General features: G+C 59.9%; 12 protein-coding genes and 1 pseudogene. 7 read left to right on the top strand and 6 right to left on the bottom strand.

Features of this window, described 5'->3' with window-relative positions; all coding sequences use genetic code 11:
• The first annotated feature begins 36 nt into the window (after positions 1-36).
• From C2E19_RS14730 to C2E19_RS14715, 4 genes are all read left to right on the top strand, one after another.
• Entirely contained in the window at positions 37-219 is a 183-nt protein-coding gene (locus tag C2E19_RS14730) for a DUF6026 family protein (RefSeq protein ID WP_129393588.1), read from the top strand.
• Between the two features lie 199 nt (positions 220-418).
• On the top strand, positions 419-2,167 hold the full coding sequence (locus C2E19_RS14725) for a phosphoethanolamine transferase CptA (protein WP_129393586.1): 1,749 nt from the start codon (positions 419-421) through the stop codon (positions 2,165-2,167).
• Positions 2,168-2,413: 246 nt separating this feature from the next.
• Positions 2,414-4,660: a TonB-dependent siderophore receptor gene (locus C2E19_RS14720; RefSeq protein WP_129393584.1), complete on the top strand. Its 2,247-nt coding sequence runs from the start codon at positions 2,414-2,416 to the stop codon at positions 4,658-4,660.
• A gap of 149 nt (positions 4,661-4,809) precedes the next feature.
• Complete coding sequence (locus C2E19_RS14715) at positions 4,810-5,019, top strand: hypothetical protein (RefSeq protein WP_129393582.1); 210 nt, start codon at positions 4,810-4,812, stop codon at positions 5,017-5,019.
• A gap of 83 nt (positions 5,020-5,102) precedes the next feature.
• Here the strand turns inward: C2E19_RS14715 and C2E19_RS14710 are convergent, their stop codons facing one another.
• The 5 genes and pseudogenes from C2E19_RS14710 to C2E19_RS14690 all read right to left on the bottom strand — a co-directional run bounded on the left by C2E19_RS14710 (position 5,103) and on the right by C2E19_RS14690 (position 9,208).
• Positions 5,103-5,600: a GNAT family N-acetyltransferase gene (locus C2E19_RS14710; RefSeq protein ID WP_129393580.1), complete on the bottom strand. Its 498-nt coding sequence runs from the start codon at positions 5,598-5,600 to the stop codon at positions 5,103-5,105.
• 145 nt (positions 5,601-5,745) lie between these two features.
• A pseudogene (locus C2E19_RS14705) lies at positions 5,746-5,829 on the bottom strand (damage-inducible protein DinB); the annotation flags it as partial.
• Positions 5,830-5,841: 12 nt separating this feature from the next.
• Positions 5,842-6,960, bottom strand: coding sequence for a cell division protein ZapE (gene zapE / locus C2E19_RS14700; protein WP_129393578.1), 1,119 nt, complete (start codon positions 6,958-6,960; stop codon positions 5,842-5,844).
• A gap of 178 nt (positions 6,961-7,138) precedes the next feature.
• The gene (gene speB / locus C2E19_RS14695; protein WP_129393576.1) at positions 7,139-8,098 is read right to left on the bottom strand and encodes an agmatinase; all 960 of its coding nucleotides are present in this window, start codon (positions 8,096-8,098) and stop codon (positions 7,139-7,141) included.
• An 18-nt stretch (positions 8,099-8,116) separates the two neighbouring features.
• Positions 8,117-9,208 (bottom strand): polyamine ABC transporter substrate-binding protein, encoded by a 1,092-nt coding sequence (locus C2E19_RS14690; RefSeq protein ID WP_129393574.1) that lies wholly within the window; start codon positions 9,206-9,208, stop codon positions 8,117-8,119.
• Between the two features lie 99 nt (positions 9,209-9,307).
• Here C2E19_RS14690 and C2E19_RS14685 point away from each other — a divergent pair, with 99 nt between their 5' ends.
• The 3 genes from C2E19_RS14685 (at position 9,308) to C2E19_RS14675 (ending at position 12,429) form a co-directional block, all read left to right on the top strand.
• A complete protein-coding gene (locus tag C2E19_RS14685) occupies positions 9,308-10,207 on the top strand; it encodes a LysR family transcriptional regulator (RefSeq protein WP_129393572.1) in 900 nt (299 codons plus the stop codon).
• A gap of 213 nt (positions 10,208-10,420) precedes the next feature.
• Positions 10,421-11,887 (top strand): nucleobase:cation symporter-2 family protein, encoded by a 1,467-nt coding sequence (locus C2E19_RS14680; protein WP_129393569.1) that lies wholly within the window; start codon positions 10,421-10,423, stop codon positions 11,885-11,887.
• 68 nt (positions 11,888-11,955) lie between these two features.
• The gene (locus C2E19_RS14675) at positions 11,956-12,429 is read left to right on the top strand and encodes an LEA type 2 family protein (RefSeq protein ID WP_129393566.1); all 474 of its coding nucleotides are present in this window, start codon (positions 11,956-11,958) and stop codon (positions 12,427-12,429) included.
• A 154-nt stretch (positions 12,430-12,583) separates the two neighbouring features.
• Here the strand turns inward: C2E19_RS14675 and C2E19_RS14670 are convergent, their stop codons facing one another.
• Positions 12,584-13,507, bottom strand: coding sequence for a carbon-nitrogen hydrolase family protein (locus C2E19_RS14670; protein WP_129393563.1), 924 nt, complete (start codon positions 13,505-13,507; stop codon positions 12,584-12,586).
• Between the last annotated feature and the right edge of the window lies 1 nt (position 13,508).

Raw genomic sequence — 13,508 nt, 5'->3', positions numbered from 1 at the left:
ATTTACAGTTGATGCACGCCATTTGCGAGGTGAGCAATGGGCACAGTACACACAGCAATGCCGCCACAAACCCTGTACGTGACAATCCGTCGCGATGAATTGCGCCAGTTGAAAGACGAGCGCGACCAACTCAAGCAGGAGCTGGCGCAATTGCGCGCGTTGAATCAGGGCGTTCAACCCAAGCCTCTGCCGGTTGTCCAGCGCCACCCGCACGCCTGATTTCCCCGCCTGTTTCGGGAGCGACCGGTGTCGTTCCCGACATGAACCTGCCCTTTCGGTAACCAGTAACTAACAAAGTTTTCACATTCGCTTGGCGATACTCCGGCTCATTCTGGCCGGGCGTACGCGTTCGGCCTCCGTTCGTCGGTTTCATGGAAGCGTTCCGGCGGTGGTTGTGACGATCGAGCTGGAGTGCTGAATGGCATTGTTCAAACGCAGCAAAACGACTGCGACAGGTTTCGACTGGGCCGGTGTTCTCTGGCTGTTCGCTTTTTTCTGGTACTTCTCGGGTATTACCCAACTGCTGATCCAGCTGACCGGGACCTCCGGTTTCACCGGGTTCCGCCAGGCGTTCGTGATGAGCGCGATCTGGCTGGCACCGATGCTGCTGTTTCCCAAGCGCACCAAACTGCTCGCGGCGATCATCGGCGTGGTGTTGTGGGCCTGTTCCATGGCCAGCCTGGGTTATTTCTTCATCTATCAGCAGGAATTCTCTCAGAGCGTGATCTTCATCATGTTCGAGTCGAACATCTCTGAAGCCGGCGAGTACATGACCCAGTACTTTGCCTGGTGGATGGTGCCGGCGTTCCTCGCACACACGCTGTTCTCGTATTTCCTGTGGACTCGCCTGCGTCCGGTGTACATGCCCCGTGGCCGCGCGTTCGTGGCAGCGCTGGCCATCGTTATCGCGGTGGTCGGTTATCCGCTGGTCAAGCAAACGATGCGCACCGGCAGTTTCGCCGGCGGCTTCGAGAAGTTCGAAACCCGTATCGAACCGGCCGTGCCGTGGCAGATGGCTGTGGCCTATCACCGTTACCTAGACACCCTCGCCGAAATGCAGGGCATGCTGCACAGCGCGAGCAAGATCCCGCCGCTGCACAATCTCAAGGATGCCGGCGCCAATCAGCCTGCGACTTTGGTGCTGGTGATCGGTGAATCGACCAACCGCCAACGCATGAGCCTTTACGGTTATCCGCGCAAAACCACGCCGGAACTCGACAAGCTCAAGGATCAACTGGCGGTGTTCGACAACGTCATCACCCCGCGCCCGTATACGATCGAAGCGTTGCAGCAAGTGCTGACCTTTGCCGATGAAGAAAGTCCGGATCTGTACCTGTCGACGCCGTCGCTGGTCAGCATGATGAAACAGGCGGGTTACAAGACCTTCTGGATCACCAACCAGCAGACCATGACCAAGCGCAACACCATGCTCACGACGTTCTCCGAGCAGGCTGACGAGCAGGTCTACCTGAACAACAACCGCAACCAGAACGCCGCGCAGTACGACGGCGACGTGATCGAGCCGTTCAGCAAAGCCCTGGCCGATGCCGCGCCACGCAAGTTGATCGTCGTGCATCTGCTCGGCACGCACATGAGCTATCAGTACCGTTATCCGCCGAGCTTCGACAAGTTCCAAGACCGCGAAGGCGTACCGCCTGCCCTGCGCGATGATCAGGTGCCAACCTACAACAGCTACGACAACGCCGTGCTGTACAACGACTTCGTGGTGTCGAGCCTGATCAAGGATTACGCCAAGTCTGATCCGAACGGCTTCCTGCTGTACCTCTCGGATCACGGCGAAGACGTCTTCGATTCGGTTGGCCACAAAACCCTGGGGCGCAACGAAAACAAACCGACCGCGCCGATGTACACCATCCCGTTCATGGCCTGGGCATCGCCGAAGTGGAAGGAAAACCACAATTGGAATTTCGCCGGTGACCTGGGGCGGCCTTACAGCAGCTCGCACCTGATCCACACCTGGGCCGACATGGCCGGCCTCAGCTTCGACGAACTCGATCGCAGCAAGAGCCTGGTCAGCGACAGCTTCAAGCCGCGTCCATTGATGATCGGCAACCCTTACGAGCGTGAGCAAAGGGCATTGATCGACTTCAGCCTGATGAAGCCGAAAAAACCTGATCCGGCGGTCGCAGCCACCGCCGAGCAGTAAAACCAAGGGGCCAGTCACTGGCCCCTTTTTATTGCACACCGCCGACCGGTAGGAGCTGCCGCAGGCTGCGATCCTTTGATCTTGCCCCTGAAAAAACAGGATCAAAAGATCGCAGCCTGCGGCAGCTCCTACCGGTTCGGACACACCTTCAAATAATAATATTTCTCGTTTGATACTAAATCGCAGATTCTCGCTTCGTCTTTGAACAAACGGATTTTTTCCCTCGAAGACAAGGAGTCGGCTGCGATGTTCGCGCCCATCACCCGTTCCATGACCCTCACGCTTGGCCTGTGCAGCGCTGCTTTCAGCGCCGAACTGCTGGCTGAAAACACCGCTGAACAACCGCCCGAACCCGCCAGCTCCGCGCTGGAACTGGCTTCGACCAGCGTCACCGCGCAAGGCCTGGGCAACACCACTGAAAACACCGAGGCCTACACCACCGGCGCGATGAGCACCGCGACACGGATGAACCTGTCGATCAAGGAAACCCCGCAATCGGTGTCGGTGGTCACGCGCCAGCAGATGGATGATTTCAAACTCGGTACATTGTCCGAAGCCATGCGCCAGACCACCGGCATTGTCGTGCAACACCTCGATTCCGATCGGGTCGACTATTCCTCGCGCGGCTATTCGATCAACAATTTCCAGATCGACGGGATGCTCAACACCTTCGATCGGATGAAGTCCGATTCCGACACCATCATCTACGACCGCATCGAAGTGGTTCGCGGCGCGACGGGATTGACCACCGGTGCAGGTGACCCCTCGGCGACCATCAACATGGTGCGCAAACGACCAACCGCCCAGTTACAGGCGCTGGCCGGGGTCAGCGGCGGCAGCTACGACGATTACTACAGCTACGTCGACGTCGGTGGCCCGCTGGCCTTCGACGGCCGCCTGCGCGGGCGCACGGTGCTGGCTTACCGCGACAGCCAGTCGATCCGCGACAAGTACGCACTGCAACGCGAAGTCGGCTACGGCATTCTCGAAGCCGACCTGACCGAATCCACCGTGCTGGCCGTCGGTTACGACTATCAGGACAAACACGTGCAAGGCAGTTCCTGGGGCACCGTGCCGTACTGGAATGCCGATGGCAGCAAGGCTGGGCTCGGTCGCTCGACCAACATGGCGACCTCATGGAGTTCCTGGCCGCTGCGCGACAAGACCGCTTTCGCCACGCTCGACCAGCAATTGGCGGCGGGCTGGCATCTGAAAGCCGCGTATACCCATCGCAACAGTGACAGCGACGGCAAGACTTACTACGGCGGTGGCGGCTTCCCCGAAGCTGATCGTAGCGGCATGAGCGCCTACATGGGCCACATGATCGGCGAACAGAGCATGAAGGCCTATGACTTCAACATCTCCGGCCCCTACTCGCTGCTCGGTCGCGAACACGAACTGATGTTTGGCTACGGCGAGGCCGAACGCCGCGCCGATTCGCCCTACGCCTACGACGGCCCGCGCGCAGCGGATTACGAAAACATCCGTGACTGGAAGTACATGGGCGACATCGGCAAATTCCCTGACACCGTCACTGGCCTGAGCGGCTCCAAGGGCAAGACCCGACAAAAGGCTGGTTACCTCGCAACACGCCTGAATTTCACCGAGCAACTACATGCCGTGATCGGCAGCCGCTACGGCAGTTGGGAAGAATCCAGCCGCGACAGCTACTACGACAGTCAGCTGCAACTGACCAAGGTTGATGCCACCAGCCAGAGCCAGAATGACGTATGGACACCTTACGCCGGCCTGCTCTACGACCTGACACCGGAATACACCGCGTACGTCAGCTACACCGATATTTTCAAACCGCAGAGCAATCGCGACAGCAGTCGCAACTACCTCGATCCGGTCGTGGGCAGCAATTACGAGTTGGGTCTCAAGGGCAGCTTGCTCGAGGAGCGTCTGAATCTGTCGACAGCGTTGTTCTGGAGCAAACAGGACAACGTCGCCGAAGTCGACGATTCGGTCGCCCCGGATCCGGTTACCGGCGAGGAGTTCTACAAGAGCGGCGGCAAGGGCAACAAGGTCAATGGCTTCGAAGCTGAGGTCTCGGGCGAGATCCTCAATGGCTGGAACATGACCGCCGGTTACACCTACACCCACTCGGCCGATGGCGAAAAGCAACGCAGCAACACCAACCAGCCACTGAACATGTTGCGGTTGTCGACCGCCTATCGCTTGCCGGGCCACTGGAACGCCCTGACCGTGGGTGGTGCGGTGAATTGGCAAAGCGATGTCTACGGCACCGCCAACCGTCCGGTCGGGCGCGGCGCCAATGGTCGGATCCTCACCGAACGTACGCGAATCAATCAGGACGCCTACACCGTGGTCAACCTGATGTCGCGCTATGAATTCGACAAGCACCTGTCGGCGTCGCTGAACGTCGACAACCTGTTCGACAAGAAATATTACGACAACGTCGGCTTCTACAACGGCGTGTACTGGGGCGATCCACGCACGGTGACATTGAGCCTGGACTGGAAGCTCTGATCCCTTCAACACACCGCTAACCCTGTGGAGAGGGGCAAACGCCCTCACCACAAGGTGCACTTAACCCCGAGTTAATTACGCGGGGAGAAAATCTCCCCCGAGATCTGCTTCATGGACGAACGGCTCCGACTTGTTCAGTAGGAGGCACCATGAAAATCACTACCGCAATCCTTACCGCACTACTTGCCCTCGGCTCCGCCAGTGCTTTCGCTGAAGGCGGCGCCGAACGCATGCGTTATTACTACGACAACTTCCCGGTTCACCACGCGCAGAGCGAGCAAACGAGTGACGCTCAGGCGAAGGAAATCCGCGTACCCGCCGACCAGACGGCGCAAGTGACCGAGTCTTATCGCAACTGAGTTTATCGAGCAACCGATGCACCTTCCGTGGCTCCGCTCTGGCCCGGAAGAGACAGTTGGGCGCCCTGTCCGGGCGCCTTTTTTTATGCCTGCAGATTCTTGATCCAGAACAGCATCTGCCCGTGATCCGGGTTGAACATGCCCGGGGCGAAGCCGAATTTGCGGTAGGCGTTCTGTGCCACGTCGTTACCTTCGAGGACTTCTAGGGTGATCTTGCAGCAGCCGCGCTGACGGGCAATCTCCTCGACCTTACGGAGCATCTTCTGGCTCAGCCCAAGCCCGCGAAACTTGCTCACCACTGCCACGTCATGCACGTTGACCAGCGGCTTGCAGGCAAACGTCGAAAAACCTTCGAAGCAGTTCACCAGCCCCGCCGGTTCACCCCCCACGAATGCCAGCACACTGAAGGCATACGGTCGGCGAGCCAGTTCTTCGGGCACCCGGCGCAGCAATTCGGGGTCGATCGGCTGGCCGCCCCCCATGGGATCTTCGGCATAGTGATTGAGCACTACACCAATGGCCTCGGCGTGCACCGGATTGCTATAGCTGGCTTGAAGCACAAGAATCTCTGCGGAATCCATTTCCATCCCCGAACACACAAATACCCCGGCGCGCAAAGTGCGCACTGAAAGGCAGCTCGACCTTAGCGCGCCGCCAGCCCTGGCGACAACCCTGGAGGGGCAATTCCCATGCAGGAGCTGCCGAAGGCTGCGATCTCTTGATCTATCAATGCCCCCAGACCAACTCTTCCGTCCACCCCAATTCAGCAAAATCCCCAGCCCGCAACCCAGCCTCCCCCGCGCAGAAGAACGCCCTCTTCACTCAAGCTTCGGCAAAGCGCTGCAACTGCATCTCCTGCAAACGACTGAGGGTGCGGCGGAACGGGAATTCCAGATAACCCTCGGTATACAGCGCAGGCATCGGCACTTGTGCCTCGATGTACAGCGGCACCTTGCGGTCGTAGCACTCATCGACCAGCGCAATGAACCGGCGCACGCCATCGTCGTGCACTGACAACTGCGGCAGCTCGCGATCCCCGGCGATCACACGCTCAGCACCGTCTTCAGTGCCGCGAGCAATCCGCCCCTCGCGTTTCTGTGCGCTGAGATTAGGCACCTCGCTCATCAGGATAGCCCGGTAGGTATCGCACAGCGCGATGAAATCCATGGCGGCAAAGGGTTGTTCGCACAGATCAGCGTAGCGGCACCACAGCACCGATTCACTGGCCCGCACCACGTTGAGTGTCCGATGGCCGACCGGCACTGGTTCGCAGCTGGAGGCCTGCCCTTGTGTCAGCGTCCGGAACACCTCGTCCAGGGCGCTCGGCGAGTCCGGCGTGGCGACAAAGAAGCGTTGCTCGGCGGCGCCCGGATGCAAACGATGGTCCTCGGCACCATTGACCGGGACAACTTGCATATGCGCCTTGATTGCCGCGATTGCCGGGGTAAAGCGGTCGCGATTGAAACCATCGGCGTACAGCTCGTCCGGCGGCAGATTCGAGGTGCAGACCACGACCACGCCTTCGTCGAACATCACCTGAAACAACCGGCCAAGAATGATCGCGTCGCCGATGTCGTTGACGAACAGTTCATCGAAACACAGCACTCGCACTTCCGCCGCCAGCTCTTTGGCCAGCGCCCGCAATGGATCGGCGATGCCGGTCAACTGGAATGAGCGTTGGTGCACCCAGCCCATGAAGTGATGAAAGTGTTGACGCCGCGCCGGCACCCGCAGGCTCTGATAGAACTGATCCATCAGCCAGGTCTTGCCGCGCCCGACCGGCCCCCACAAATACACGCCGCTGACCGAGCGGGCACCGGCATGCAAGGCTTCGTGGCATTTTTGCAACGCCCAGACGGCGTGCTCCTGAGCTTCATCCTGGATGAAGCCCTTGTGCTCGATGGCATGCTGCCAGGCGCTGAGGGGAGAGTCGAAAGTCATGCGCGGCAGTATGCCACGCCAATCTTGCGGATAAACACAAAGCCTCAGTACCTGATCATTCCAACACTGCGCATGGGAACGATCGTCCCCGTAGGAGCTGCCGCAGGCTGCGATCTTTTGACTTGTCTTTTAAAAACAAAATCAAAAGATCGCAGCCTGCGGCAGTTCCTACAGAGTGTTAGAGGTCGACTTTGTGCTTGGCGGCGTAGAGGCAAAGCATTTCCATCGCCAGGGTGGCGGCGGCCAGCGAGGTGACGTCGGCGTGATCGTAGGCCGGGGCGACTTCGACGACGTCCATGCCGACCAGGTTGATCCCACGCAAGCCACCGAGAATTTCCAGCGCCTGCACCGTGCTCAAGCCGCCGCATACCGGCGTACCGGTGCCAGGCGCAAAGGCCGGATCGAGGCAGTCAATGTCGAACGTCAGGTACACCGGGTTATCGCCGACCCGCGCGCGAATCGCTTCGACAATCGCCTCGCAGCCACGCCGGTGCACTTGTCGCGCATCGAGCACCTGAAAGCCCATGTGATCATCATTGGTGGTGCGCAGGCCGATCTGCACCGAGCGCGCCGGATCAACCAGCCCTTCCCGCGCGGCATGCCAGAACATGGTGCCGTGATCGACGCGTTTGCCCTCCTCGTCCGGCCAGGTGTCGCTGTGCGCATCGAAATGGATCAGTGACAGCGTGCCATGTCTGCGCGCATGGGCCTTGAGCAGCGGGTAGCTGATGAAATGGTCGCCGCCAAAGGTGAGCATGGCGCTACCGGATTCAAGAATCCGCTCGGCATGCGCCTCGATGCTCTCAGGGATGGTCTGCGGCGAACCGTAATCGAAGTCGCAATCGCCGTAATCGACCACCGCCAGATGATCGAACGGATCGAAAGCCCACGGCCAGTGGCGCTCCCAGGCAATCCCGGTGGACGCCGCGCGAATCCCGCGTGGCCCGAAGCGTGCACCCGGACGATTGCTGGTGGCGGTGTCGAACGGCACGCCGCTGACGGCCACGTCGACTCCGCGCAAATCGCGGCTGTAGCGACGGCGCATGAAACTGGTGATGCCGGCGTAGGTGCTTTCGGCGGCAGTGCCGTAGAGGCTGTCGCGCGTCATCGCCTGATCGTTCTGCATTGGCACGTCCATCTCGGCGCGCTCCTTTGGTTATTGATGGCTACGGAAAGTGGTCCACAGACGGGTGCGCTGACGCATGTCCTTGAGGCTCATGCTGCGATCCGCGTAGAGCAGGTCGCGCACCTCGGCCGGTGGGTAGATGTCCGGATCGTTGCGCACCGCCTCATCCACCAGCGGTATCGCGGCCTGGTTGGCGGTGGCAAAAAACAGCGTATTGGTCAGCTCGGCCACCGAATCGGCGCGCAACATGAATTCGATGAACGCCCGCGCGGCCTCGGGGTGTGGCGCGTCCTTGGGAATCGCCAGATTGTCCTGCCAGATCAGCGTGCCTTCCCTTGGAATGCGATACGCCACTTCGAACGGCTTGTTGGCCTTGCGCGCCTGATCGGCGGCCATGCTCGCGTCACCGTTGTAGGTCAGCGCCAGGCACACGTTGCCGCTGGCCAGATCATTGATCTGTCGGCCGGTGGCGACGTAGAGCACCGACGGCTGGAGTTTCTGCAACAAGGCTTCGGCGGCGGCGAGATCGTTTTTGTCGGTGCTATAGGGATCTTTGCCGAGGTAGTGCAGCGCGAGGCCAATGACCTCTTGCGGCGAATCGAGAATCGCAATCCCGCAGTCCTTAAGCTTGCTGGCGTATTCGGGCTTGAACAGCAGATCAAGGCTGTTCAGCGGCACATCGGGCAGACGCTGCTTCACTGCTTCAACGTTCATGCCCAGGCCCAAAGTGCCCCAGGTGTACGGCACGCCATAACGGTTGCCGGGATCGACGGCGGCGAGTTTTTCCAGCAAGTCCGGATCCAGATTGGCGTAGCCCTTAAGTCCCTCGTGGGGGATTTCCTTCAAGGCCCCCGCCGCCAAACCGCGCGCCAGCACACTGGAAGACGGCACCACCACGTCGTAACCGCTGCCGCCAGTGAGCAGTTTGGTTTCCAGAACCTCGGAGGTGTCAAAGGTGTCGTAACGCACGTGAATGCCGGTTTCCTGCTCGAAACGCTGCAGGGTTTGCGGTGGCACGTAATCGGCCCAGCTATAGAGATTGAGGGTTTTGTCCTCGGCCTGAGCATTGATGACCACGGACAACAACAGCGCGGGGAAACACAGCTTGAACACGGGAGCCATGATGAACACCTGACCGGAGGAAGTGGTGGCAGAATGCGCCGTCGCATACATTAGAAAAATAGCTGAATAATTATCCTGACTTTACCCCGGAGTAATGTGATGCTCGGTCAACTCCACGATGTCGATCTGCAGTTGTTACGTCTGTTTGTCCGCGTGGTCGAGTGCGGTGGTTTCAGTGCGGCGCAGGGTGATCTGGGCCTGAGCCAATCAAGCATCAGCCAGCAAATGGCCAAACTCGAAACCCGTCTCGGCTATCGTTTGTGCAGCCGTGGCAAGGGTGGTTTCAGCGTCACGCCGAAGGGCGAGCAGTTGCTGCTGGCAGCGCGCAGCCTGTTTGAATCGATCGAAATATTCCGCCATCAATCCAACGGCGTGGCCGGGCGTCTGATCGGCGAAGTGCGCCTGGGCATTTCCGAGGCGGTCGAACCCTCGGTGCTGCAACGCGTCGCCGAGGCGATCCGGCGATTTCGCGAGCGTGACGAGTCGGTCCGTATCGAGTTAATCAGCGCGATGCCCGGCGAGATGGAGCGCCTGCTTCTGCAACAGCGACTCGACCTGGCGATCGGTTATTTTTCGCAGGTGCAAAGCGCGTTCGACTATCGCCAGTTGTTCAGTGAAACCCAGCATTTGTATTGCGCGCCGGGGCATCCACTGTTTACCGACGCAGCGCCCAGTGATGAAGCGTTGCAGGCGTGCGACCGGGTTGATCATCCGTATCGCTTCCTGCGTAGCGACGAGCCGTTTCAGGGCAAGCTGTGTTCGGCGCGCTCGGAGCAGGTCGAGGGCACGCTGGCGTTTATTCTCTCCGGCAAACACGTCGGCTACCTGCCTGATCACTATGCGCGCAGCTGGCAGGCGAAAAGTCTGCTGCGGCCGGTGCGTGAGGGTGAGTTGAGTTTCGAGGTGGCGTTTCATCTGGCCCGGCATCGGGCGCAGGTGCCGGGTGACGCGCAGAAAGCCTTTGAACAGGACTTATTGGCTGCCTTCAAACCTGTGTAGGAGCTGCCGGAGGCTGCGATCTTTTGATCTTGATCCAAAAAACAAAATCAAAAGATCGCAGCCTTCGGCAGCTCCTACAGAATCGGTTCAGCTCCTCACCCCAATAAAACCTGACCTTTCAGGCAATTATTGCTCGTTGCCCTCGCTGCCCTCTTCCGGCATTCTGCGCCTCCATTTTCTGACCCGGCCCCGCCTCGCGGCGCGCAAATCACCATGACCGCCTCTGAAAAAGTCCCGCGCAACAACGATCTGATCTACGGCCTCAACGACCGTCCGCACCTGACTGCCACCGTGTTTGCCGCGCTGCAACACGTACTGGCCAGCTTCGTCGGCATCATCACCCCGACCCTGATCATGGGCGGCGCCCTCGGCCTGCACAGCGAAATCCCCTACCTGATCAGCATGGCGCTGTTCGTTTCCGGCCTCGGCACGTTCGTTCAGGCCAAACGTTTCGGCCCGGTCGGATCGGGGTTGCTGTGCCTGCAAGGCACCAGTTTTTCCTTTATCAGCGTGATTCTCAGCGCCGGCTTCATGGTCAAGGCCCGTGGTGGCGGTACCGATGAGATTCTTTCGACAATCTTCGGTGTGTGCTTCTTCGCCGCCTTCATCGAAGTGGTGCTCAGCCAATTCATCGGCAAACTGCGCATGCTGATCACCCCGGTGGTGACCGGCACCATCATCACCTTGATGGGCCTGTCGCTGATCAAAGTGGCGATGACCGACATTGCCGGCGGTTTTGGCGCAGCGGATCTCGGTGCATCCGGTCATCTGTTTCTCGCCGCGCTGGTGATCGGCACGATTGTGGTGCTGAACCGCGTCGACGTGCCGTTCCTGCGCCTGGGCGCAATCGTCATCGGCCTGACCCTTGGCTACGTGGTGGCCTGGATGATGGGCACCGTGGATTTCGCCTCGATGCCCGAGGTGCCGCTGGTCAGCGTGCCGGTGCCGTTCAAATACGGCTTCAATTTCGACTGGGTAGCCTTCGTCCCGGTTGCAGTGATTTTCCTCGTGTCGCCGCTGGAGGCTGCGGGCGACCTGACGGCCAACTCAATGATCTCGCGGCAACCGGTCAAAGGCCCGCTGTACATTCGCCGCATCAAATCCGGCCTGCTCGCCGACGGTCTCAACTCGGCCATGGCGGCCGTGTTCAACAGCATGCCGATGGTGACCTTCGCGCAGAACAACGGCGTGATTCAGCTGACCGGTGTGGCCAGCCGCTACGTCGCCTTCTTCATCGCCGGCCTGTTGGTGCTGCTGGGCTTGTTCCCGATGATCGGCGCGGTGTTGCAACTGATGCCAAAACCGGTGCTCGGTGGCGCCGAACTGGTGATGTTTGGCACCGTCGCCGTCGCCGGTATCAAGATCCTCGCCGAGGCTGGTCTGCATCGACGCAACATGCTCATCGTCGCCATTTCGCTGGGCATGGGCCTGGGCATCGCGGCGGTACCGGAAGTCCTGCGTGAGCTGCCGCAAGCGCTGCGCAACATTTTCGAATCGCCGATCACCGTCGGTGCGTTGTGCGCTATCGTGCTGAACATCTTCCTGCCGGAAGAATTCATCGAGCTGGAAGAAGACGATTTCGATCCGGAAGCTTCTATTCTTCAGGTCATGGAAAACCCGGAGATGCCGGCCAAAGCTGAACCTGCCCTGCCGGCGGCTGTCGCACAGTTGAACCGTTAACGTCCGGCCTGTTAATAGAAAGGGCTGCACCGGCAACGGTTCAGCCCTTTTTAGTTGAGAGACCGTTTATGCGCCGCCTCCACGCCGTCATTCTGTCAGTACTGCTGTTGTCGCTCAGCGCCTGCGCGCTGTTTCCCGATCGTGATCCGGTGAACATCAACGTAGTCGGGCTCGAACCCCTGCCGAGCCAGGATCTGGAAGTGCGTTTCGCGATCAAGATTCGTGTGCAGAACCCTAATGAAACCGCGATCGACTACACCGGCATTGCCCTGGATCTGGAGGTCAACGGTCATTCACTGGCATCCGGTGTCAGCGATCAGGGCGGCTCGATCGGGCGTTTCTCGGAAACCATCGTCAGCGTCCCGGTCAGCGTTTCGGCCTTCTCGGTACTGCGCCAGACACTCGGCCTGAGCCAGACGCAAACCCTCGACAACCTGCCTTACGTGTTGCGCGGCAAACTCGCCGGTGGCGTGTTCGGCACCATGCGTTTTGTCGACAGCGGCACTCTGAGCCTGCCCAAGGCGACTGCCGCGACCTGGTAAACATGCCGCAGTCTCCCCAAGAATGGCTGCATCGCCGCTAAACCCTCACTCTGTAGGAGCTGCCGAAGGCTGCGATCTTTTGATCTTGATTGTAAAAACAGGATCAAAAGATCGCAGCCTTCGGCAGCTCCTACAGGGTGTTGCGGGTTGGCGATCAGATGTTGAAGCGTACGCCGGGTTTCGCGCGCTCATCCACAGTTAACTCGAACACGTCCGGCCGCGCATAGTGCCCCACCACGTCGTAGTCATAGCGCGCCCGCACCAGTTCATCGGTGTCGATCTCGGCGGTCAACAGTCCGGCCTCGCCGCGCAACGGTCCTGCCAGCACATCGCCCATCGGCCCGACGATCACGCTGCCGCCAGCAATCAATGGCCGATCCGCCGGCCAATTGGCAATCTCCAGCCCCAACTCGTTCGGCGACGCCTGCACCTGGCACGCACTGACCACAAAACAGCGTCCTTCATGTGCAATGTGCCGCATGCTGACTTGCCACATCTCGCGCTCATCCACAGTCGGCGCGCACCACACTTCAATACCTTTGGCGTACATCGCCGTGCGCAGCAGCGGCATCATGTTTTCCCAGCAGACCACCGCGCCAAGCTTGCCGACCTGGCTGTCGAGCACCGGTAAAGTCGAGCCATCGCCCTTGCCCCAGATCAGCCGTTCGGTGCCGGTTGGCATCAATTTGCGGTGTTTGCCGAGCAATCCGGCTAGCGGGTCGAAATACAGCACCGTGCAATACAAGGTGCTGCCGGCGCGCTCGATGACACCGATCACCAGATTGGCGCCAGTGCGTGCGGACAAACCGGCCAGCGCTGCGGTTTCCGCGCCCGGCACATCGATGGCATTGGCGAAGTAACGCGCATAGGCCTCACGCCCCTCAGGCAGTCGATAGCCCAATTGCGTGCCGAAACTTTCGCCTTTCGGATAACCGCCGAGCACGGCTTCCGGCATCACCACCAGCGCCGCGCCGGCTTCGATGATTGCGTTTTCCCAAGCGAGAATCTGTTCCAGGGTTTCGCCTTTGCCGCCGGGCAAGGCGCCGATCTGCAGGGCAGCAACAATTGACTTGGGCATC

It is taken from the genome of Pseudomonas sp. DTU12.3, assembly GCF_004124275.1.
Classification (GTDB): domain Bacteria; phylum Pseudomonadota; class Gammaproteobacteria; order Pseudomonadales; family Pseudomonadaceae; genus Aquipseudomonas; species Aquipseudomonas helmanticensis.
Note: the sequence above shows the minus strand (reverse complement) of the source record. Positions and strands in the feature narration are given on the sequence as shown.

Bases quoted from the DNA above. Each gene is read 5' to 3' on its own strand.
- C2E19_RS14730 (WP_129393588.1), top strand. From the start codon at position 37: ATGGGCACAGTACACACAGCAATGCCGCCACAAACCCTGTACGTGACA.
- C2E19_RS14725 (WP_129393586.1), top strand. From the start codon at position 419: ATGGCATTGTTCAAACGCAGCAAAACGACTGCGACAGGTTTCGACTGG.
- C2E19_RS14720 (WP_129393584.1), top strand. From the start codon at position 2,414: ATGTTCGCGCCCATCACCCGTTCCATGACCCTCACGCTTGGCCTGTGC.
- C2E19_RS14715 (WP_129393582.1), top strand. From the start codon at position 4,810: ATGAAAATCACTACCGCAATCCTTACCGCACTACTTGCCCTCGGCTCC.
- C2E19_RS14710 (WP_129393580.1), bottom strand. From the start codon at position 5,600: ATGGATTCCGCAGAGATTCTTGTGCTTCAAGCCAGCTATAGCAATCCG.
- zapE (WP_129393578.1), bottom strand. From the start codon at position 6,960: ATGACTTTCGACTCTCCCCTCAGCGCCTGGCAGCATGCCATCGAGCAC.
- speB (WP_129393576.1), bottom strand. From the start codon at position 8,098: ATGGACGTGCCAATGCAGAACGATCAGGCGATGACGCGCGACAGCCTC.
- C2E19_RS14690 (WP_129393574.1), bottom strand. From the start codon at position 9,208: ATGGCTCCCGTGTTCAAGCTGTGTTTCCCCGCGCTGTTGTTGTCCGTG.
- C2E19_RS14685 (WP_129393572.1), top strand. From the start codon at position 9,308: ATGCTCGGTCAACTCCACGATGTCGATCTGCAGTTGTTACGTCTGTTT.
- C2E19_RS14680 (WP_129393569.1), top strand. From the start codon at position 10,421: ATGACCGCCTCTGAAAAAGTCCCGCGCAACAACGATCTGATCTACGGC.
- C2E19_RS14675 (WP_129393566.1), top strand. From the start codon at position 11,956: ATGCGCCGCCTCCACGCCGTCATTCTGTCAGTACTGCTGTTGTCGCTC.
- C2E19_RS14670 (WP_129393563.1), bottom strand. From the start codon at position 13,507: ATGCCCAAGTCAATTGTTGCTGCCCTGCAGATCGGCGCCTTGCCCGGC.